At 63.2% G+C, this 21036-nt stretch carries 17 protein-coding genes; 7 read left to right on the top strand and 10 right to left on the bottom strand.

Annotation, left to right across the window (positions count from 1 at the left end; translation table 11 throughout):
- Nucleotides 1-124: 124 nt before the first annotated feature.
- The 6 genes from galK to HMPREF2559_RS01635 all read right to left on the bottom strand — a co-directional run bounded on the left by galK (nt 125) and on the right by HMPREF2559_RS01635 (nt 7588).
- Nucleotides 125-1330: a galactokinase gene (galK, locus tag HMPREF2559_RS01660; protein WP_066491794.1), complete on the bottom strand. Its 1206-nt coding sequence runs from the start codon at nt 1328-1330 to the stop codon at nt 125-127.
- Nucleotides 1317-2426, bottom strand: a complete 1110-nt coding sequence (gene galT, locus HMPREF2559_RS01655; protein WP_066491780.1) for a galactose-1-phosphate uridylyltransferase — start codon at nt 2424-2426, stop codon at nt 1317-1319. The genes galK and galT overlap by 14 nt, the downstream gene beginning before the upstream one ends.
- A gap of 2 nt (nt 2427-2428) precedes the next feature.
- On the bottom strand, nt 2429-2758 hold the full coding sequence (locus tag HMPREF2559_RS01650; protein WP_066491778.1) for a hypothetical protein: 330 nt from the start codon (nt 2756-2758) through the stop codon (nt 2429-2431).
- Between the two features lie 49 nt (nt 2759-2807).
- Nucleotides 2808-4469, bottom strand: a complete 1662-nt coding sequence (locus HMPREF2559_RS01645) for a sodium:solute symporter family protein (protein ID WP_070539337.1) — start codon at nt 4467-4469, stop codon at nt 2808-2810.
- Between the two features lie 136 nt (nt 4470-4605).
- Nucleotides 4606-5493: an aldose epimerase family protein gene (locus HMPREF2559_RS01640; protein WP_068802033.1), complete on the bottom strand. Its 888-nt coding sequence runs from the start codon at nt 5491-5493 to the stop codon at nt 4606-4608.
- A gap of 745 nt (nt 5494-6238) precedes the next feature.
- Nucleotides 6239-7588, bottom strand: a complete 1350-nt coding sequence (locus HMPREF2559_RS01635) for a Na+/H+ antiporter family protein (RefSeq protein WP_070539335.1) — start codon at nt 7586-7588, stop codon at nt 6239-6241.
- A 76-nt stretch (nt 7589-7664) separates the two neighbouring features.
- Here HMPREF2559_RS01635 and HMPREF2559_RS01630 point away from each other — a divergent pair, with 76 nt between their 5' ends.
- Both HMPREF2559_RS01630 and HMPREF2559_RS13210 read left to right on the top strand, forming a co-directional pair.
- Nucleotides 7665-8621: an alcohol dehydrogenase catalytic domain-containing protein gene (locus HMPREF2559_RS01630; protein WP_371325669.1), complete on the top strand. Its 957-nt coding sequence runs from the start codon at nt 7665-7667 to the stop codon at nt 8619-8621.
- A 6-nt stretch (nt 8622-8627) separates the two neighbouring features.
- Nucleotides 8628-8774 (top strand): hypothetical protein, encoded by a 147-nt coding sequence (locus HMPREF2559_RS13210; protein WP_230384310.1) that lies wholly within the window; start codon nt 8628-8630, stop codon nt 8772-8774.
- A gap of 39 nt (nt 8775-8813) precedes the next feature.
- On the opposite strand, the gene hutG is transcribed toward HMPREF2559_RS13210, so the two are convergent.
- Nucleotides 8814-9725 (bottom strand): formimidoylglutamase, encoded by a 912-nt coding sequence (gene hutG, locus HMPREF2559_RS01625; RefSeq protein ID WP_070539333.1) that lies wholly within the window; start codon nt 9723-9725, stop codon nt 8814-8816.
- A 112-nt stretch (nt 9726-9837) separates the two neighbouring features.
- Between hutG and HMPREF2559_RS01620 the strand changes: the two genes are divergently transcribed.
- From HMPREF2559_RS01620 to hutI, 4 genes are all read left to right on the top strand, one after another.
- Entirely contained in the window at nt 9838-10581 is a 744-nt protein-coding gene (locus tag HMPREF2559_RS01620; RefSeq protein ID WP_066491728.1) for an IclR family transcriptional regulator, read from the top strand.
- A gap of 149 nt (nt 10582-10730) precedes the next feature.
- Nucleotides 10731-12284 carry a histidine ammonia-lyase gene (gene hutH / locus HMPREF2559_RS01615; protein WP_066491719.1) on the top strand — a complete coding sequence of 518 codons (1554 nt, stop codon included), beginning with the start codon at nt 10731-10733 and terminating at the stop codon, nt 12282-12284.
- A gap of 196 nt (nt 12285-12480) precedes the next feature.
- The gene (locus HMPREF2559_RS01610) at nt 12481-14157 is read left to right on the top strand and encodes a urocanate hydratase (protein ID WP_066491708.1); all 1677 of its coding nucleotides are present in this window, start codon (nt 12481-12483) and stop codon (nt 14155-14157) included.
- A 1-nt stretch (nt 14158) separates the two neighbouring features.
- Nucleotides 14159-15346 carry an imidazolonepropionase gene (gene hutI, locus HMPREF2559_RS01605; RefSeq protein ID WP_066511775.1) on the top strand — a complete coding sequence of 396 codons (1188 nt, stop codon included), beginning with the start codon at nt 14159-14161 and terminating at the stop codon, nt 15344-15346.
- Between the two features lie 131 nt (nt 15347-15477).
- Here the strand turns inward: hutI and HMPREF2559_RS01600 are convergent, their stop codons facing one another.
- The 3 genes from HMPREF2559_RS01600 to HMPREF2559_RS01590 all read right to left on the bottom strand — a co-directional run bounded on the left by HMPREF2559_RS01600 (nt 15478) and on the right by HMPREF2559_RS01590 (nt 20113).
- A complete protein-coding gene (locus tag HMPREF2559_RS01600) occupies nt 15478-16299 on the bottom strand; it encodes an SGNH/GDSL hydrolase family protein (protein WP_246818446.1) in 822 nt (273 codons plus the stop codon).
- A 32-nt stretch (nt 16300-16331) separates the two neighbouring features.
- Nucleotides 16332-16724 (bottom strand): hypothetical protein, encoded by a 393-nt coding sequence (locus HMPREF2559_RS01595; protein ID WP_070539331.1) that lies wholly within the window; start codon nt 16722-16724, stop codon nt 16332-16334.
- A 506-nt stretch (nt 16725-17230) separates the two neighbouring features.
- The gene (locus HMPREF2559_RS01590) at nt 17231-20113 is read right to left on the bottom strand and encodes an FAD-binding and (Fe-S)-binding domain-containing protein (RefSeq protein WP_066491680.1); all 2883 of its coding nucleotides are present in this window, start codon (nt 20111-20113) and stop codon (nt 17231-17233) included.
- A gap of 95 nt (nt 20114-20208) precedes the next feature.
- Here HMPREF2559_RS01590 and HMPREF2559_RS01585 point away from each other — a divergent pair, with 95 nt between their 5' ends.
- Complete coding sequence (locus HMPREF2559_RS01585) at nt 20209-20964, top strand: GntR family transcriptional regulator (RefSeq protein WP_066491673.1); 756 nt, start codon at nt 20209-20211, stop codon at nt 20962-20964.
- Nucleotides 20965-21036 lie beyond the last annotated feature (72 nt).

The following is a 21036-nucleotide window of genomic DNA, read 5'->3' as shown; positions in this document are numbered from 1 at the left end:
GCAACCTCCCACTTGCTACAACTTTCGATTGATATTTAAATCGTACCAAAGAGTGGCAGGAGGCGGAATACAGAAAACGCACGCAAAAAGGCCGAGTTTTCCTCGGCCTTTGACGCGGATGGAGCTAGACGAGCCGCCGCGCGCCGTCGCCCGGCGTCGCGATGTAGAACGTGGGCTCCGCAAAGCCCTTCTCCTCCGCGGCGCTTGCGATGGCAGCGACGGTGTCGCCAACGCGAGCCTTCGCGATGAGCGCGATGACGGCGCCGCCGAAGCCTCCGCCTGTCATGCGCGCGCCGAGGGTGCCGGCGGCCTCCGCGGCGGAATCGAGCTCCGGCGTGGTGACCTCGAGGTCATCGCGCAGCGACGCATGGCTATCGGCCATGAAACGCCGGAAGGTGTCGAAGTCCCCGGCTTCGAGGGCATCGGCAGCTTGGAGCGTGCGCGCGGTCTCGTGGAGGACGTGTCCGGTGCGCTTGGCGTAGAGCGTTGCGTCCTTACCGTTCTCATGCGCCCACGCGGCGATCTGCTCCTCGGACAGGTGGCGCAGGGAGCCCAAGGCGTTCTGGACATCGTCGATGACGCCGCGACGCGAGGCATACTGGCCGTCGTTGAGCTCGTGAGGAGCGTTGGTATCCGCAATGAGCAACACCAAATCCTGATCGGCGATGTCGAAATTAACCAAGCGGTGGGTGTGGCTGTCGAAGTCGATGACAAGCGCCTTGCCCTCCGCGCCAAAGAGGCTGGCGGTCTGATCGAGCCCTCCCGTGGAGGCGCCGACGATGTCATTTTCGGCGCGCATGGCGGCATCGGCCAGCTGGTGGCGCGCAGCGTCATCCGGGCCCTGCCCGTGGTCGAGCTCGTAAGCCGCGACGGCGACGGAGCACTCGAGCGCGGCAGAACTCGACAGCCCAGAGCCCAGCGGGACGTCGGAGACAAGCGCGATGTTCAAACCGGTGAGGTTCTCCAGTGCGCCGGACTCGTGCGCGGCCCAGACGGTGCCGGCAACATAGCCCAGCCAGCCGATGTCCCCGCCGGGGCGGATGTCCTTAAGGTCGACCTCCGCACGTGCGACGGTGCCGTCGGTCTTCTGCGAGGCGGCAACAACCTTCGTGTCCTCGCGCGGGGTGACGGCCGCGGCAATCTGCAGCGGCAGGGCGAATGGGATACACACGCCACCGGCGTAATCGACGTGCTCACCGATGACGTTGACGCGGCCCGGAGCGGCCCACACGCCGGTGGGCGCGGTGCCGAATTCGGCGTTAAACAGGGCGGTGGCATCGGCAGCAAGGGCGTCCGGGGTGCGGCTTTCAATCCACTTATACGAGGTCATCGTTCCACAACTCCTTGAATTTTTCGGCGATCCGCTCCGGGGTGGTGTCGTTGATCCACACCGCCTGGGAGGACTCGGAACCGGCGAGGAACTTCATGCGGTTCGGGGAGCGCATGAGTGAGAAGAGCTGCAGGTGCATGCGCACCGCGTCCGAATCATCCGTCGGCGCCTGGTTCCAACCCGCGATGTACGGGGTCTTCTCCACACCCTCGAAGAACTGATCCACCGCGGTGTAGAGCTTCTTGAGGACGACGGCGAGGTCGTCGCGCTGGGCTTCGGAAAGCTCTGCGAAGTTGGGCACGTGGACATTGGGCATGACCATGACCTCCAAAGGCCACTTGGCCGCCGCAGGAACGAAGACGGTGAAGTGCTCCGTCGTGGCGATGACGCGCGTGCCTGCCTCCCTCTCCTTGTCGAGCATGGTCTGGAAGAGGTCCGCGTTGTGCTCAGCCTTGTATTCCTTCGAGCGCGCGACCAGGTTGGCCAGGCGCGGGGAGTAGAAGGGATAGGAATAGATCTGGCCGTGCGGGTGCTGGAGGGTCACGCCGATCTCAGCGCCGCGATTCTCGAACGGAAAGACCTGCTTGACCTCTGGGATCTGGGACAGCTCGGCGGTGCGGTGCGCCCAGACCTCGATGACGGTGCGAATGCGGCTCACCGGCAGATCCCGGAAACTCTTGGTGGGATCCGAGGTAAAACACACCACCTCGCACCGGGCCTTGGCGGGATAGCGCGGCACAAGTCCCATGCCGTCCACGTCGTTATCCGCGACGTCGTCGACGTTGAGCGCGAACGACGGGAAGCGGTTTTCGAAGACCACCACGTCGTAACTGGGCGAGGGGATCTCCGTGGGCAGGTTGCCGGATGTGGAGGGCGCCAGCGGGTTCTCGTTCGCCGGCGGCATGAACGTGCGGTTCATGCGGTGGGCGGCGTAGGCCACCCACTCCCCAGTGAGCGGATCGCGGCGCATCTCAGAGGCCGGGTGAACCTGGGGAAGGTCTCGCGGGTCCTCGAGCACGCGGTCTGGGTGCGGCTGCTCATCGAAATAGATGAGGTCGCGGCCATCGGCGAGCTTCGTGCGTTGAATGTCAACCATAATTACCTCTGCTCCCGAACAGCAGCTGTATCTGCGGACGTAGCCTTAACGGGGGTTTCAATGATGATCGGGCGAAGCTTCGCCCACGCAAGGAAGATTACGGATGCGGCCAGCAGCGCCAAGCCCATCCAGAGGTTGTCCGTGGCGTTTTTGAGGGCACCGGTCTCCGGATTGATGCCCGGATCCAGGAAGAAGTAGCTCAGCAGCAGGATGATGGAATAGATGCCCATGAGTGCGCCGATCACGTTGCGCAGGTCAAAGGCACCCGCCTTCTGGCGAGTGGCCCGACTGGCGGTACCGGTCGAGCGCGGTGCAGGTTGTGCAGTAGCCATTGTTATTGACTCCTAGTTCTTGTCTTCAAAGACTCAATCGGTAGATGGTTTAGGCAAAGATGACGTTGAGTACGATTGCCATGACCAGGCAGATCATGCCCAGCGGAACGGTGCGCTGGTACCACGCCAGGTTGGACTCTGTCATGTCCTCGAAGTGGCCCTTCGGAGTCACCGAGGAGACGAATCCGACCAGTTCGCTGTCCGGCTTCGGCGTGGTGAACATGGTGACGATGACGGAGACCAGGATATCGACAGCGAAGGCCACGCCGGCAGCCACGAACGCGGTGCCCTGGCCCGGCAGGTTGAACATCGTGCTGGTGGCATCGGTAAACGTAGCAACGTACCAGTAGCCAATCGCGGACGCCGTACCGGCGATGAGGCCGGACCAGCCGGCATGCGGGGTCATACGCTTCCAGAACATACCGAGAATGAAGGTGGCAAACAGCGGGGCGTTAAAGAAGCCGAAGAGCGTTTGCAGGTAGTCCATGATATTGCCGAAGTTCTGCGCGAGCAGCGCGGTGAACATGGCGATCAGCGTCGCGGCGACGGTCGCGATACGGCCGAACTTGAGGTAGTAATCATCCTCGCGGTCCTTGACCACGTAGGTCTGCCAGATGTCATAGGAAATGACGGTGTTGAACGCAGAAATGTTGGCGGCCATGCCGGCCATGAACGAGGCGAGCAGGCCAGCGATGGCGATGCCGAGCAGCCCGTTGGGCAGCAGGTCGCGCATGAGCAGCAGGATGGCGTCGTTCGGCTTCGCGGAGCCGGCAGCGATTTCGCTCACCAGAACGGAGGCGACCATGCCCGGGATGACAACGAGGAACGGGATGAACATCTTGGGGAACGCACCGATGATAGGCGTCTTGCGTGCAGCCGAAAGCGAATCCGAGGCCATTGCGCGCTGCACCTCCACGAAGTTGGTGGTCCAGTAGCCGAAGGACAGAACGAAGCCCAGGCCCAGCACAATACCGATGACAGACCAGACCGGGTTATCGAAACCGGAGAGCTCAGAGCCCGGCCAGGTGTGGAAGTGGGATTCTTCCGCGACGGCCGTCTTGAGACCTTCCCAGCCGCCCACGCGGTTGAGGCCGATGATCGTCAGCGGTGCGAGCGCAGCGACGATGACGAAGAACTGCAGCACCTCGTTGTAGATGGCCGCGGACAGGCCGCCGAGCGTGATGTAGGACAGCACGATGACACCAGCAACGACGAGCGCGACCCACATCGGCCAGCCCAGCAGGGCCTCGACAATGGTGGCGAGCAGGAACAGGTTCACGCCGGCGATGAGCAGCTGGGCCAGCGCGAAGGACAGGGCGTTGACCAAGTGGGCGCCGTTGCCGAAGCGGCGGCGCATGAACTCCGGCACGGAGCGAACCTTCGAGCCGTAGTAGAACGGCATCATGACAATGCCCAGGAAGATCATGGCCGGCACGGCGCCAATCCAGAAGTAATGCATGGTCTGGAAGCCGTACTCCGCGCCGTTGGCGGACATGCCAATGATTTCCACCGCGCCGAGGTTGGCCGAGATAAAGGCCAGGCCGGTCACCCACGCCGGCAGCGAGCGGCCGGAGAGGAAAAAGTCAATCGACGAAGACACGCGGGCCTTCGCTGCCCAGCCGATGCCGAGCACGAACAGGAAGTAGATTGCGACGATGAGGTAGTCCACCCACGTCGCGTCCAGGCGTAGGACTGATTGTGCAGTCTCCATAGCTCTTGAACCTTTCACGATAAGTACCCGCCACCGCCGCGCGAACGCACGCCGACCCCGAGCACGAGAGAATTACTTGGGAGAAACGTATGCAGTTATGTATTCAGTTACAGTCTGACGGTGCAGTCTTTCGTGGCTATTCAATGACACTGAAGTGCACGGTGGCCTGCCATGGCCGATCCGGGCCCAGCTCCACGAGGTCGGTACCAGTGCGCAGGGCGTTGGGCGGCGCGCTCATGGGTTCCACGGCAATCGCTCGCCCGCGCCCCGGGAAATCCGGCGCGGTATAAATCTGCAGCCAGCCGAGTCCCTCCCCGGAATCCATGCGCACGCCGCGCCCGTCGGCGGCAAATTCCACCGTGTGCGGCTCGGGTCCCACGTAGAAGAGATCATCGAGTTCTAGCTCGGCGACGCAGTGACTCAGCTCCATCGGTGCGTGCTCGCCTGTGGGCACGTTGCGCGCGTCGAGTAGGTGGTGCTCCACCGGCGGCAAGCGCAGCTCGGCCTCGTCCACCGGAGTGCCCTGCGGCGAAAGGTATGGGTGCAGGCCGAAGGCAAAGGGAACGCTGTCTTCCTGCGTCGATGCCCCATAGGTGCAGTGCAGTCCCTGCTCGTCGAGGAGGTACGACGCAGTGACGCGCAACGCCCACGGCCAGCCTTGCTGCGGGGCGATGTCCGCGGCGATCTCCACGCGATCTGGGTCGTGGTTTACGATCTGCCAGGCGGCATCGAGCACGAAGCCGTGAATTGCGTTGTGGCGCTCCGGCTCCGTGATCGCTAGTTGGTGCTCGGTGCCCTTCCACGAGAAGATTCCGTCTTCGGTGCGGTTGGGCCACGGCGCCAGCACGCTATTGGCCGCAGCCGGCGGAAGCTGCGCAGTGTCGTAGCTTTCCAGCAAAGGCGCACCGTCATAGGACAGCGCAGCGATACCCCCAGAACGGAGGTCAATCTGTGCGCTATAGCGCCCCGCGATCAGCCGGACGGTGGGTGCAACTGGTGATGTCCTGAATATGGTTTCCGGCATGGCATTCCTTTCCACTTCGCGGACCGACTGCACGCCGCGTCGCCTCAATCCGGGGCGGTCTATGATGCGCGCTGTTGGCATCCGTATCGTGTCACTCGTGGGGCATCGATGGCGCGGATGCGCCACGATAGCCCTGCATATGAGGTTAATTCGAAGCCACAAATATCAACAAGATATTTCTCCTCAAACGGGGGCATTGCCACACAATCGCACACAATCAAATTCCCCTAATAGCGCAGCTCAGACAACTACACAGCACTTTCACTGGTCATAACCTGTGATATTTTGCACGGAAAAGACTGCCTCCGCCGCTCCAAGTGGGGTTGAATTTGTTGTAGTTTCCTCCGCGGACTGCCCGCTTCGTTCGCACACACACCTGGGCCCAAAGGGGGCATCGGCACGCTCAGCCCACTGCAGCAGGTGGCGCAGATCTTTTCACGCCAGTGCGAATGCATGCCTGATGGGGGCCATCACAGGAACTAACTCGTACACCTCGCTAACGGACGCAACCCGTCAGGCAGCAACGGCCGGCCAGCTCATCACGAACCTCCCCTACGTTCTCAACGTATTCGACAAAGCTACTCAGCCCACGGCTATTCTCCTCAGACCTGCGCCGCTGCGTCTCCACTCCGAAAAGGGTTTTCCCCAAGCCATCTAATTTTCGTGTTTCCAGCCACGCATCATTGAGCGGCCCCGCGCCCGGACGAATCCGCACGCGGGGCCGCAACTGTCTCAGGAGAACGAATTACAGAACCATCGCCGCAACCCACCCGGCGATGAGCAGCGGAATATTAAAGTGCAGGAACGTCGGGATGACCGAATCCCGAATGTGGTCGTGCTGGCCGTCGGCGCCCAAGCCCATCGTGGGGCCGAGCGTCGAGTCGGACGCCGGCGAGCCCGCGTCGCCCAGCGCGCCTGCGGTACCGACGATGGCAACCGTCGCAGCGGGGCTAAAGCCCAGCGTCATACACAGCGGCACGTAGATGACCGTGATAATGGGCAGCGTGGAGAAGGACGAGCCGATGCCCATCGTCACAATGAGGCCGACCAGAAGCATGGCCGCCGCGGCCAGCAGCTTATTATCGCCAAAGAGCTCGGCCGTGGTCGTCACGAGCGACTCCACCTGCCCTGTCTCCGTCATGACGGACGCGAAACCTTGGGCGGTGATCATGATGAAACCGATAAGTGCCATCATTTTCATGCCGTTGGTGAAGACATCATCCGCGTTGCGCCAGCTCACTGCACCGGAGAGCAGCAAGATGCCCAGGCCCACAAGCGCGCCGACCATGAGGCCATCCGCCTCGAAGTCCATGAGCTGCATGACGATCTGCACGCTAAACGTGGCGATGATGGCGACGACGGAAACCCACAGCTTGTAGGCGGAAATCTCTTCCTTATCCTTCTCCTCCGCAATGGGTGCGTCGAGGTACGTGCGCGGCTTGCGGTAGCTGATAAACACCGCGATGAGCAAGCCGATAAACATGCCGAGCGCCGGGATTCCCATGATCTTCATGATGTTCATACCGGTCGTATCCAGGCCTGCCTCACCGATATTGAACAGCAGAATGTCATTCAAGAAGATGGAACCGAAGCCTACCGGCACGAACATGTACGTGGTGACCAGTCCGAAGGTGAGGCAGCACGTAATAAGGCGGCGGTCGATCTGCAGCTTGCTCATCACTCCCAAAAGTGGCGGAACGATGAGCGGAATGAACGCGATGTGGACCGGGATGAGGTTCTGGCTCATAATCGCCATCGCAACCATGACGAGGATGATGGTCCACTTCGTCATTGCCACGGCCTTGGGGTTAAGCTCCCCCGCGTTGCCGTTCATCTTGTGGATGAGCGTCTGCGCCAGCTTTTCCGGCAAGCCCGCCGCCGCAACACCCATGGCGAACGCGCCGAGCAAGGCGTAACTCAGCGCGATCTTCGCGCCACCGCCCAGGCCGTCTTGGAAAGCGAGAAGGGTGGAATCGAGGCCCATGCCGGCCATGAGACCACCCGTGAGGGCGCCTAAGAACAGGGCGATGACAACGTGCACGCGTGCCACGGAAAGCACGAGCATCACGATAACTGCGATGAGTACGGCGTTCATGCACGTAAGCGTAGTGCATAGTATGCAGACTTTTGAAATTTTTTAGATCTCGCCGACCCCGGTCGCAGGGGAATGTGTGTCACTGAAAGAAACATGCACTCCACCGGCCGTCATCTGGCACACTGAACGCAACCAATCCCAAGGAACCCCATCATGCGCGCCGTTACTTTCACCGAGTTCTCTTCCCCGCCCACCATCGAGGACGTCCCCCCCTCCGCTCCTGCCTGCCGGCGGCGCCGTCGTCCGCGTCGCGGCCACCGGCGTGTGTCGTAGCGACTGGCACGCGTGGTCCGGCCACGATGACTCCGTGTCGCTCCCCCACATCCCCGGCCACGAGTTCGCCGGTGTCATCGAAGAAATCGACCCCGCCGTCCCCGGTTTTAAGAAGGGCGACCGCGTCACGGCGCCTTTCATCTTTGCCTGCGGCGACTGCGCGCACTGCCGCGCGGGCCACACGCAGGTCTGCCCTAACCAGCAACAACCGGGTTTCGATCTTAAGGGATCCTGGGCCGAATACGTTGCCGTCACCCACACCGCGACGAATCTCGTGCACCTACCGGATGAGCTCGACTTCGATATTGCCGCGGGACTAGGCTGCCGCTTCGGCACTGCCTATCACGCCGTCACAGTGCAAGGCCGCGTCCAGCCCGGCGAGACCGTCGTCGTCATCGGCTGCGGCGGCGTCGGCTTGTCGTGTGTCATGATTGCCCGCGCCGCCGGCGCCCGCGTCATCGCCGTCGACCGCACTCAATCCGCGCTCGATGCCGCGGAAAAGCTCGGCGCCACTCCCCTTTACTCGGACGAGACCACCGTCGCGCGCATCCACGAGCTCGGCGGCGCCCACGTGTCCATCGACGCCCTGGGAGCCCGCATCACCGCCACGATGGCCATCGAGTCCCTGCACCCCAAGGGCTGCCACGTCCAGGTCGGCCTCCTGCTCGGCGAGGACGCCAATCCCTCGCTGCCCTACGGTCGCGCCATTGCGCTCGAACTCGAGCTGCTTGGCTCCCACGGCCTGGCCACCAGCGAATAAGCTGCCTTGCTTTCCGATGTCGCCTCCGGCCGTCTCGACCTCGCCGGCACCGTCGGCACGCGCATCGGATTCGACGATCTGCCCGCCGCGCTCCCCGCGATGAACGAGCCGTCGCGCACGGGCAGCTTCGGCATGACCGTTGCGGTACTTTAGGTCAGACGCGATAACAGCGAAGAATTCGGAACTACGCGTTTAGGATCGTGCTTCCGCATGCGCGACGACGATTGAATCAATCAGCCTCGCCGCCGCCTTGGCCGTGCGTCCATCGATGTCGAAACGGGGGTTGAGCTCAGCGACGTCGACGAGCGCCAGCTTGCCCGTCGCGGCGAGTGCGCGGACGATGGCATGGATATGCAGCAGCGGGACGCCAAGCCCTGCTGGCGCGGAGACGCCTGGGGCGACGGCGGCAGGCAGCACGTCGAGGTCAATGGACAGATGAATCGACTCGGCGTCGGCGACGAGTTCCACGGCGCGCGCAGCCGCGTCCTGGGCGCTGAGAGCGGCAAGTTCCTCGTCGAGCACGACTTTGACGCCCAGATCGCGGGCGGTATCAAAAAGAACTTTCGTATTATTCGGTCGCGAGATACCCAGTACCGAGTAGTCGAAGTCATCGCTATAGACGTCCGCTAACTGCCAAAACGGTGTGCCGGACGTGGGACGGTCCGCGATGCGCAAGTCGAAGTGTGCGTCGAGGTTGATAATCGCGGACGGACGCACGCGGGCTAATCCCCTGCCCGTCGCGAACGAGGTCTCGTGCCCGCCGCCGAGCACGATGGGCAGGTGCCCGGCGCGCACGAGTTCTTCCACTTTCGCCGAGACTTCCTCCTGCGCGGGCTCGAGGTTTTTGCCCTCGGTGACGACGGTGCCGGCGTCGTGGCGTGGGAATTCATCGTGGACAGCGAGCGAGCCCAGTGCCGCCCGCAGCGCCTCGGGTCCGTCGGCGGCACCCACGCGCCCACCGTTGCGGCGCACGCCCTCATCCGTGGCAAAGCCGAGCAGCGCCGCCCCAGGGGCGGTCGATGTATTGATGACCGAGTGCCAGCGCGCGTGTTCCGGTCCGGGTCCGTCGTTGCGGCCGGTCCATGCGGGAGCGGGAGTAAACAAGGTGCCTCCTTGGTTGACATCGTGCCCAGCTTAAAGTGCGCGTGCGCTGCGCGCACCGCCAGCGAAATCTAATCGTCTGAAATTTCAGACTCCACCGCTAGACTTGCCTTCCATGTCGTCTTCCCGCGTTCCCGCCGCCCGCCACACACTCGACATCCTGCAGCTGCTGTCCACCATCGACGTGCCCATTTCCGCGAGCCGCATTCGTCGTGAACTCGACTTACCCCGTTCGAGCACGTATCACCTACTCAATGAGATGGTCGCCGCCGGCTTTGTCGTGCACATTCCGGAAAATCAGACCTACGGATTGGGCATGGCGGCGTACGCAATGGCCTCGGCATATACGACACAGCAGCCGCTTGTGCGCGCAGCAACGAAGCCACTCGAGAAGATCGCCGCGCTCGTGCACGGCTCGGGACACCTCTCCCGCATGGCTGGCTCCGAGATTGTCTATCTCCAGGAAGTTCGCTCCCCTGGTGCGGTCTCGCTCGTCACCGAAAAGGGCGTGCGCCTTCAAGCTCACCGCACCGCATCCGGCCGCGCAATGCTCGCCCAGCTTCCCGATGCCGAGGCGCGCGCCGCGTACTCCACCTCCAGCGACGCCGGAGCCTTCCGGCAGTTCCACGACATACTCGCCCAGACTCGCGAGCGCGGTTGGGCCGAGGAGGTCGAGGAGGTCTCCCGCGGCCAGGAATCCGTGGCCGTGGCCATCCTCGATCACGTCAACCGGCCTGCGGGCGCGCTCGCCGTCACCTTCCAGCGCGGGCGGATTGATGCCGCCACGCGCGCCGTGGCGATCGAGCAGTTGCGCTCGGCCGCCGCAGCGATTGCAGCGAAGGTTTACCGCTCCGGTTAATCCGTAGCGCGCGCTCCAGCCGTTGTGTAACATTACTGCCAACGCGTCTGGCTGTCGCGCGAGAAATCCATTCATTCCCCGCCGGGGTGCACTGGGGTGCATCCACCGGTGGTACGTCCACGCACATCATCCGCGATAAGGAGCCAGATATGTCCCACGCTGCTACTTCCCAGACCGTGTCCGTCGGCATCGGCGCACTGACCATTGACGAGGTCGTCGCCGTCGCCCGCTACGGCGCGAAGGTAGAAATCACTTCCGAGGCGCTTGCTGAAGTCGAGGCGACGCGTGAGCGCGTCGAGGAACTCGCCCAGGATCCCACGCCGGTCTACGGCATCTCCACTGGATTCGGCGCGCTGGCGCGTCGCCACATTCCTGAGGAGATGCGAGCCCAGCTGCAGCTGTCGCTCGTGCGCTCTCACGCCGCGGGCACCGGACCGGAGGTCGAGGAAGAAGTCATCCGCGCGCTCATGCTCCTGCGTCTGTCCACGCTGTGTACAGGCCGGACCGGCGTGCGTCCCGTCGTCGCACAGACGTACGCGGACGTGCTGAACGCAGGTATCGTGCCGGTCGTGCGCGAGTACGGATCGCTGGGCTGCTCCGGCGACTTGGCGCCACTCGCCCACTGCGCCCTGGCCCTACTCGGCGAAGGCGAGGTCCGCGTGAACGGCGAACTCCAGGACGCGGGCGAGGCACTCAAGGCCGCAGGCATCGAGCCACTCGTCCTGCGCGAGAAGGAGGGCCTAGCGCTCATCAACGGCACGGACGGCATGCTGGGCATGCTGTGCCTGGCTATTACCGATCTGCGCCAGCTCGCCAAGACCGCGGACATCGCGACGGCGATGACGGTCGAGGGCCTGCTGGGCACGCTCGTCGTCTTTGCCGAAGACCTCCAGGAGCTGCGCCCGCATCCGGGTCAGGCGGCCGCGGCGGCGAACATCCTCAAGGTCGCAGAAGGCTCGGAGATCCTCGCCGCGGCGCTCGAAGAGTTCAAGAAGAACCAGGTTCAGGACGCCTACTCCGTGCGCTGCGCGCCGCAGGTCGCCGGCGGCTTCCGCGACACCATCGAACATGCCGCCACCGTCGCGGGCCACGAGCTCGCCGCTGCCGTGGATAACCCCGTCGTCGCCAAGGACGGCCGCGTGGTGTCCAACGGCAACTTCCACGGGGCGCCGGTCGCTTACGTGCTCGACTTCCTCGCGATCGTCACAGCGGATCTCGCCTCCATTTCTGAGCGCCGCACCGACCGCTTTCTCGATCCCGCGCGCAACCGCGGCCTCAACGCCTTCCTCGCGGACGACCCAGGCGTCGACTCCGGCCACATGATCGCGCAGTACGCCCAGGCCGGCATCGTCAGTGAACTCAAGCGCCTGGCCAACCCGTCCTCGGCGGATTCCATCCCGTCGTCAGCCATGCAAGAAGACCACGTCTCCATGGGCTGGTCCGCCGCGCGCAAGCTGCGCAAGTCCGTCGACGGACTGCAGCGCGTGCTGGCCATCGAGATCCTCACTGCTGCCCGCGCCATCGACATGCGCGACGGCGAGCCCGCGAAGGGAACCGGCGCGGTCATCGAAAAACTACGCGAGACTGTCCAGGGTGCAGGCACCGACCGCTTCCTCTCCCCCGAGATCGAGGAGACGGTACGTCTGGTCAAGGCAGGGACGCTGCTGGACGCGGTGGAAGGCGGCATCGGAAAGCTGCGCTAAGCAGGAGGGCCCATGCGGGCCCTTTTTTGCGACCCTCTGGGAGTCTCGTATCCCAGACACCCAACCCTGCAAGCGCCTCGTGCATCAACATCACAGACGCTACCTTTGTGAGACATGCGCCACGGTAGAAGGGGACAGCCCCGGGTAACCGGCCCTGCAACCACGCGCAGCTTACCTGTCGAAGAAAGGAACTCCCATGTCTGCACCCCGTGAAGTCCGCGCCCCGCGCGGCACGACGCTCAACGCCAAGTCTTGGCAGACCGAGGCGCCGCTGCGCATGCTCATGAACAACCTGGACCCTGAGGTCGCGGAGCGCCCCGAGGACCTCGTAGTCTACGGCGGCACTGGCCGCGCCGCACGCTCGTGGGAGGCTTTCGACTCCATCGTCGATGCGCTCAAGGACCTGGAATCCGATGAGACCCTGCTCGTCCAGTCCGGCAAGCCCGTGGGCATCTGGAAGACCAACGAATGGGCGCCGCGCGTGCTCATCGCCAACTCCAACCTCGTGGGCGACTGGGCCAACTGGGAGCACTTCCGCAAGCTCGAAGACGAGGGGCTCATGATGTACGGTCAGATGACGGCCGGGTCCTGGATTTACATCGCCACTCAGGGCATCCTCCAAGGCACTTTCGAGACCTTCGCCGCCGTCGCCCGCAAGCGCTTTAACGGCACGCTCGCCGGCACGCTGACTCTCACCGGCGGCTGTGGCGGCATGGGCGGCGCCCAGCCGCTCTCGGTCACGCTCAATGGAGGCGCGGTGCTCATCGTCGATGTGGACGAGACCCGCCTCAAGCGCCGTCAATCCAAGCGCTACCTCGACGAAGTGACGACGGATCTGGACGAGGCCCTGAAGCTCGTGCTCGCCGCGAAGGAAGAAAAGCGTGCGCTCTCGGTCGGTCTGGTGGGCAACGCCGCCGACGTTTTCCCGGAGATGCTGCGCCGCCAGCGCGCCGGCGAATTTACCGTCGACATCGTCACGGACCAGACTTCCGCGCACGATCCGCTCTCCTATCTACCCACGGAGATCCGCGTCGAGGATTGGCACGCCGAGGCCAAGGCAGACCCGACGACCTTTACGAAGAAGGCCCGCGAGTCCATGGCCGCCCAGGTGCAGGCCATGGTCGAGTTCCAGGACGAGGGCGCCGAGGTCTTCGACTACGGCAACTCCATCCGCGACGAGGCCCGCCACGCCGGCTACCAGCGCGCCTTCGAGTTCCCCGGCTTCGTGCCCGCCTACATCCGTCCGCTCTTCTGCGAGGGCTTGGGCCCGTTCCGCTGGGCCGCGCTGTCGGGCGATCCGGAGGATATCAAGGTCACCGACCAAGCTTTGAAGGAGCTCTTCCCGGACAACGAGCACCTCCACAATTGGCTCGACGCTGCCGAGGAGTACGTCGAGTTCGAGGGCCTGCCCGCACGTATTTGCTGGCTCGGCTACAACGAGCGCCACAAGGCTGGCCTCAAGTTCAACGAGCTGGTCCGCGAGGGAAAAATCTCCGCGCCCATCGTCATCGGCCGCGACCACCTCGACTCCGGCTCTGTGGCCTCGCCCTACCGCGAGACCGAGTCCATGCTCGACGGCACCGATGCCGTCGCGGACTGGCCGCTGCTCAACGCCATGACGGCCGTGTCCTCCGGCGCGACCTGGGTGTCGATCCACCACGGCGGCGGCGTGGGCATGGGCCGCTCCATCCACGCTGGCCAGGTATCCGTCGCCGACGGCACGGAGCTCGCCGCGGCCAAGCTGCGCGCCGTGCTTACCAACGACCCGGGCATGGGCGTTATCCGCCACGTCGACGCGGGCTACACCCGCGCCAAGGAGGTTGCAGACGAGCGCGGTGTGCGCATCCCCATGGAATTCAAGGCGCGCGATTAATATGTCCACGCTCTTTACTGGAATCAGCGAACTGCGCACCGTCTCTTCCGCTGGCACGCTTGCCGATGCCGCCCTTACCGTCGCCGACGGCGTCATCACCTGGGTTGGCTCGGCTTCCGATGCCCCCGCGCAGGCTCCCGCCTGCGAGGAGACCATCGACCTCGGCGGCCGGGCCGTCCTGCCTGGCTGGGTCGACTCGCACACGCACATGGTCTTCGACGGCAACCGCGGCGCGGAGTTCGAGGCGCGCCTGGCTGGTTCGTCGTATGAGGCTGGCGGCATCGCGGTGACTATGGAGGCGACACGTTCGGCCGGCGCTGACCGGCTCCGCGCGCTCGTCCGCGACCGCATCGCCGCCGGCCGCGCCGGTGGCACGACGACCTTTGAGACGAAGACCGGCTACGGGCTCAACACGGCCTCGGAGGTGGAATCCGCGCAGATTGCCGCCGAGTTCGCCGACGACGTTACGTTTCTGGGTGCCCACCTCGTCCCGCCGGGTGCCGACGCCGACGAGTACCTCGACGAGGTCGTCGGTCCGATGCTCGACGGCGTGGCACCGTACGTCCAGTGGATCGACGTCTTCTGTGAGCGCGGCGCCTTCAACGAGTCACAGTCCCGCCGCGTCCTGGAGGCCGGCATCGCCCGCGGTCTGGGTGTGCGCGTCCACGGCAACCAGCTGGGCGACGGCCCGGGCGTCCAGCTCGCCGTCGACCTTGGCGCGGCGAGCGTCGACCACGTCAACTACGTTACGGACGCGGACATCGCGGCCCTTGCGAACTCCGATACCGTCGCGACGCTCCTGCCCGCGTGCGATTTGTCCACGCGTCAGCCGCTCGCCCCGGGCCGCCGTCTCCTCGACGCGGGCGCGACCATCGCTATCGCGTCCAATCTCAACCCAGGCACCTCGTATACCTCGTCGATGAACTTCTGCGTGGCCACCGCGGTTCTGCAGCAACACCTCACGCTCGACGAGGCCATTGCCGCCGCGACGACCGGCGGTGCCAAGGCCCTGCGCCGCCACGACGTCGGCGACGGTCTCGACCCCCAGGGACGCCCGGCCAAGGGCACGCTGGTCCCCGGCGCCGCTGCGGACCTCCACGTCCTCCAAGGCACCAGCGCCATCGACTTGGCCTACCGCCCAGGCATGCCGCAGACATACCAGACCTACGTCGCCGGAAAGCTGGTCTAGCGTGAATAACTCGTATGAGTTGCCGAAAATTTTCTGATTTTCGCGCGACTCATACGAATTTCATTCTTTTCTTGACCGCACGCGCACCACCCGTCGCTAATTTTTCGCCTTGCACCTATAGATGACCGTCTTTAGCCAACTGCCGCGGCAATGGCCTCCGCCATCGCCTGCTGCCCCGCCGCCGTGGGGTGCATGGGGTACGAGCCCGTGGCCTCGCCCGTGAAATCCACCCACGGCTCCGCCGAGCACCCAGTGTGCTCCCCCGCGCCCGCCGGCATCACGTACGTCGCGCCATGCCTCTCGGCGGCCGCGCTCACCTCCCCGTTGATGCGAGTGATCTGCTCCGCGAGCCACGCCGCGTCGGGCACGTCCGTACATGCGTCGTTGAGCAACGGCATGTACCCCGTGGCGACGACGCGCGCACCCGGTGCTCGTTGTTCAATCGCCACGTACACATCGTCCAGCCGCGCTGGCAGCTCTTCAAGCTCGCCCGCCACCTTCTCGCGCAGCCCCGCCGGGCACGCGCTCTCGAAGCACCGCGTCATGTCGATGAAGCTCACATCATTGCCGCCGATGCTCAGCGTCACCAGGTCCGTCTCTTCCCCCAGCGCCGCCACCTGCGGCGAGCCTTCCGATGCCGCCGTCCCCAACGCCGTCTTCTCCCCCACGTCCGCCGTCACGGCGCCTTGGCACGACGCGTTGACGAAATCTTCCACCCCCAGCGCGTCCGCAAGGAGAACAGGGTACGAATCCGCCGCGACCGCGCAAGCGTCGCCGGGATCCGTGGCGGCGCGGGAGCCCATCGCGGCGTAGGAATCCCCGAGAGCGACATAGTGCACCGGTTCCTCGACCGGCGTTGTCAACGTCATCTGCTCAGACGCGGTATCTGAGCTACATGCGGCAAGACACCCTGCAAGAATTAAGAAAGCGAGACCGATGAGCAGGCGATTCATAATTCTCCCGAGTTTAAGTACAAAGTGACCGCCTAGAACAGCGGAATCCCCGGTTGCTCCGCAAGCTCCGCGCGCAGCGACGGATTCGCCATGATGCACAGCCCCGCAGCAGTAAAACGCACGCCACCCAGTGGGCTGGACGAGGTAAGGAACTTCGCGCACTGGTCCACCTTGCCGAAGGCTCCTGGGTAGGTGTCGCTCGGCGAGCCCATCGAATACACCGAGGCCACCGACATCGCGACCGGGTCACCGCGGAGCGCATTCGAACTACTCTTAATACCGGTCCACAGCACGGCGCCCAGCGGATCGGTACGCCACTGGTCGCGTTCCTGTTGCGTCATGTCGAACGATTGAGCAGAGGCGGCCACGGGTGCGAGCGTGCTCATGCACAGCGCAGCCGCGGCAATGAGAGCGAGACGTTTCATGCTGCATAAGCTAGCACTACAGAGCACGCTCTACGTCTGGTTTCAAGACGGCCGCGTACAAACACCCTTGGCGCGCCGCGCATTGTGCCTACGATGAGATAAACGACGTCTACCTTCTCTCACTCATGACCACATTCTCACTCAATTTCAAGCGCTGGGAGATCGACTCCAACTCCCCCTGTCGCTCCTCTCGTCGGTACGAGGTTCCGGCGCGGAATTTATATTCTGGAATTCACTAACGGGGAACGCTACGTCGGCCTTACCGAAAACATCGTCCAACGTTTCGTAAAAAGCTCATCGAGGTAGCGACGTGTGGCGGAATTTCCATCCCCTTCAATCGAAGCCGCAAAACTCCCCAGATACGAATAATGCTCCAGCACGGTCTACGACAGGCATTCCGCCGTGCTGAAGCATACTACCGGCGTCTAGTATCCAGCGTGCTAATGCTGTGTAGCGCACAGCATCAGCACGTCACGATGAGAATCACCGACCCTCTCAGCGCTCCACTACTTCATGGAGGAAGCAGCCAAGACGTCCCTCACAATCTCCGCGATATGCTTCGCCTGCGCACCAGTACCCTGTTCGATCTGGGTGCGGCACGAGAAACCGTCAGCGATAACGATGGAGCCTTCCTTCGTAGCCTTACGAACTTTGGGGAAGAGCTCTCGCTCGCCGAGCGCCATGGAGACCTCCGCGTGACCCTTCTCGAAGCCCCAGTTGCCGGCAAGGCCGCAACACCCTGTGGCGATTGACTCGTCGCTGATACCGAGGGCATCGAGAAGCTGCTGCGATTGAGACGGATCACCCAGCGACTTCTCATGGCAATGGACCTGGGTAAGTGCCGAGACATCGCCCGGAACGATCTTTCCTTCAGCAACGAGCTCCTTGATGCGCGGGACGACAAACTCGGAGAACTGCGTCGTCGCTTGCGCGAGGCGCTTGATGTCAGGGTTCGGGGAAAGCTCGGTCGCCTCAGAGCGCAACATGACGGTGCACGAAGGTTCCACACCGATGACGGGTAGACCACGGTCAAGGTAAGGCTTCATCACCTTCGCGGTCTGCTCCAGCACACGCTTGGTCATATCGAGCTGTCCGGTGGAGTGCCACGTCAAGCCACAGCAGACAAACCCCTGAGGAATTTCCACCGTGTAGCCCAGCGCTTCGAGTACCTCAACTGCGGCCGTAGCCGGCGACGTGCCGAGCGAAGAGTTGAAGGAGTCCGGCCACAGCACGACCGTCATCGAGTCATCCCGCTGGGGTTGTACACGCTTGGCATGCCACGTGCGCAGCGAGGTATGCGCGAAATGGATGAGCGGACGGTTGGGGTCGAGCCCACCCACACGTGCGATGAGCTTATCCAAGCCCTTCGTGGACATCGCCTTATCGATGAGCGTTGGTACCAACGGAATCTTGTGCGCGACATAGCCCAACAGCGGCAGCCAGCCCATGACGTAGTGCGCACCCGGGCGCAATTTGCCCTTGTAATGCTCGTGGAGGAACTCCGCCTTGTACGTCGCCATGTCGACGTTGACGGGACACTCGGAAACGCAGGCCTTGCAGGACAGACACAGGTCAAGGGCCTCCTCGACTTCCTTGGATTGGAATCCATCCTTGATGGATTCACCACGGAACATCTCGGAGAACAAGCGGGCACGGCCACGGGTTGAATGGATTTCATCGCCGGTGATCTGGAAGGACGGGCACATAGAGCCGGTCTCAGAGCGACAGGCGGACACGCCCACGCAGCGATTGATGGCGTTGACCATCGATCCCTTGTCGTGACTAAAAGCATGGACTGGGGTGAGCTCGAAGGTGCGCTGGCCGGGCGCCATGCGCAGGCCCTGATCCGTGGCATCCGCCCACACAAGCACGCCCGGATTAAAGAGCTTGTCAGGGTCGAAGATGAGCTTGAATTCCTCGAAGACGCGACGCATTTCCGTCGAGTACATACGGTCTAGGAGCGCAGAACGTGCGCGGCCATCGCCGTGCTCGCCCGACAGCGATCCACCGTGAGAAGACACGAGCTCCGCGGCGTCCTCCATGAACGCCTTGAACTGGCGCACACCTTCCTCGGTACCGAAGTCGAAAGAAATACGCACGTGCACGCAGCCCTCACCGAAGTGACCAAACGGAATGCCGCGCAGAGAGTATTTATCCATGAGAGCGTAGAGATCGCGTAGATATTCGGCGAGATTTTCCGGTGGCACGGCAGAGTCCTCCCAGTTCGGCCAAGCCTCACCGCCATCAGGTAGGCGCGTGACGATGCCCGCTGATGCCTCACGGATACGCCACAACCCGCGCATCTCCGCGTGTTCATGGACGATGACGTGGTCCACAGTCTCAACGGACGCCGCGACGTCTTCGGCCAGCGTCAACGCTTCCTCGAGAGTATCGCCACCGGTCTCGCAATAGAGCCAACCGCCAGCTTCGATGCCCTTACGGTTACCAGGCAGGTTTTCACCGGCATGCTCTTGGCCGACCTTGGAACGCAGCGCCCCGAGTAGGTCACCACCCATGCCCTCGATGGTCGCTACCCCCGGCAGGCGCAGCTTCGCGGCCGCAGCCGCTGCATCGAAGACTGTCTCAAAGGCAAGCACGGCCAAGGCCTTGACCTTAGGAACCGGGACAAGCTTGACGGTGAGCTTGGTGATGATGCCCGTGGTTCCTTCAGAACCGGCAAGCGCCTTCGCCACGTCAAATCCCTTGCGGTCCAGCAGGTAGTGCAGGCCGTAGCCAGAGACCTGGCGAGGGAAACGGCCGAGTTCCGCCTCGATGAGCTCAGCGTTGTCGGCTACGAGCGCACGCAGTTTGGTCTCCAGTTCCGGATCGGAGCAGCCACCTTCGCTGAAAGTCACCTCACGCCCGTCGGCCAGCATGATGGTGACATCAATGAGGTTCTCCGCCGCAGTACCAAAGGCCACGGAGTGGGAGCCACACGCGTTGTTCGCAACCATGCCGCCTACAGTGCAGCGTGAGTGAGTTGAAGGATCTGGTCCATACGTCAGGCCGAACGGCGCAGCAGCGTCACGCAGTGCGTCGCACACTACCCCCGGCTCGATGGTCGCTGTCCGTGCTTCCGGATCAATATCAAGGATGCGATTAAAGTAGCGAGAGGTGTCAATTATGAGTCCCTCGCCAATGGCATTGCCCGCCACCGAAGATCCGCCCCCACGGCCCACAACTTTCCATCCACGCTCGCGTGCAACCGAGATACCGTCGCGCACGTCATCAACGGTCTTAGGCTCGAGCACAGCCGCAGGAACGCGGCGGAAAATCGAGGCGTCCGAAGTGTACGCCGCGCGCGTGGTCATATCCATGCGCAACCCGGAACGCGCAATCTTCGCGTACACACTGGGTTCAAGGCGATCAAACTTGATGGTGCTAGTCATGGTCAGATGCTCCAAATCTTCACGAGGGCAACTCAACGCCGTATCTTGGGTAACATGTTACATGTTTCGTGGTTTCTGTAGGTAAAATTCTCCGAATGACCCCCTCTTCAAGCTCCCCCACTCCCCGAGTCACTGCGGCGCCCAACATGGCCACCCAGGTCATGAACCACGTTCGCGACTGCATTCACGACGGCACGATGTCGACCGGCAACTGGTACAGCGTGTATCAGCTCTCCGAGGAGTTAGGTATTTCCCGTTCCCCCGTGCGCGACGGCTTACTGCGTCTCGAAGAAGCTGGTCTCATCGAATTCGTCCGCAATCGTGGCTTCCGTATCGTCGAGTCTCAGCCTTCCGATGTCGCGGATATCTTCGACCTTCGATTAAGCATCGAGCCCAACGCCGCAGCTCGCGCTGCACGCGACCGCAGCGCGGACGAGCTCGCACACATGAAGGACATTATCGCGGCAATGAAGGCCAGCTGTACAGATGGCGACGAGAACGTTTTCTTCACGTGGGACCAAGAACTACACGACGCCATTTTGGCCGCCGGACATGCCCGCCGTGGCCGCGACATTCTATCGAAGCTGCGGACACATACGCGCCTGCTTTCGGATTCAACGGTGCGACGCTATCGGTCGCTCGAGCAAGTCCACTCCGAGCACCTCCCTATCATCGAGGCCATTGCCGTACGTGACAGCGAAGCAGCACACACAGCTATGACCGAGCACATCACCGCAACCGGCCGTCTGCTACTCGAGCAGGCGGTGAGCAAGAAGCATCCCGAATACTCAGAGGACGAATTATCGACCGCAATCGAAGAGATCTGGCAACAGCAAGTCGCACAGTTTTAAAGCAGGTCACACACTAGGACTGAGAGGGCAGTACATAAAGCGGGCGCCCGTGGATTGCTCCACGGGCGCCCG

Source organism: Corynebacterium sp. HMSC072G08 (assembly GCF_001809185.1).
Classification (GTDB): domain Bacteria; phylum Actinomycetota; class Actinomycetes; order Mycobacteriales; family Mycobacteriaceae; genus Corynebacterium; species Corynebacterium phoceense.
Note: the sequence above shows the minus strand (reverse complement) of the source record. Positions and strands in the feature narration are given on the sequence as shown.

Coding starts and splice junctions, on each gene's coding strand:
- HMPREF2559_RS01645 (WP_070539337.1), bottom strand. CDS start 4,469: ATGGAGACTGCACAATCAGTCCTACGCCTGGACGCGACGTGGGTGGAC.
- galK (WP_066491794.1), bottom strand. CDS start 1,330: ATGACCTCGTATAAGTGGATTGAAAGCCGCACCCCGGACGCCCTTGCT.
- HMPREF2559_RS01635 (WP_070539335.1), bottom strand. CDS start 7,588: ATGAACGCCGTACTCATCGCAGTTATCGTGATGCTCGTGCTTTCCGTG.
- HMPREF2559_RS01640 (WP_068802033.1), bottom strand. CDS start 5,493: ATGCCGGAAACCATATTCAGGACATCACCAGTTGCACCCACCGTCCGG.
- hutH (WP_066491719.1), top strand. CDS start 10,731: ATGTCCCACGCTGCTACTTCCCAGACCGTGTCCGTCGGCATCGGCGCA.
- HMPREF2559_RS01650 (WP_066491778.1), bottom strand. CDS start 2,758: ATGGCTACTGCACAACCTGCACCGCGCTCGACCGGTACCGCCAGTCGG.
- galT (WP_066491780.1), bottom strand. CDS start 2,426: ATGGTTGACATTCAACGCACGAAGCTCGCCGATGGCCGCGACCTCATC.
- HMPREF2559_RS01620 (WP_066491728.1), top strand. CDS start 9,838: ATGTCGTCTTCCCGCGTTCCCGCCGCCCGCCACACACTCGACATCCTG.
- HMPREF2559_RS01590 (WP_066491680.1), bottom strand. CDS start 20,113: ATGACTAGCACCATCAAGTTTGATCGCCTTGAACCCAGTGTGTACGCG.
- HMPREF2559_RS01595 (WP_070539331.1), bottom strand. CDS start 16,724: ATGAAACGTCTCGCTCTCATTGCCGCGGCTGCGCTGTGCATGAGCACG.
- HMPREF2559_RS01585 (WP_066491673.1), top strand. CDS start 20,209: ATGACCCCCTCTTCAAGCTCCCCCACTCCCCGAGTCACTGCGGCGCCC.
- HMPREF2559_RS01600 (WP_246818446.1), bottom strand. CDS start 16,299: ATGAATCGCCTGCTCATCGGTCTCGCTTTCTTAATTCTTGCAGGGTGT.
- hutI (WP_066511775.1), top strand. CDS start 14,159: ATGTCCACGCTCTTTACTGGAATCAGCGAACTGCGCACCGTCTCTTCC.
- HMPREF2559_RS01610 (WP_066491708.1), top strand. CDS start 12,481: ATGTCTGCACCCCGTGAAGTCCGCGCCCCGCGCGGCACGACGCTCAAC.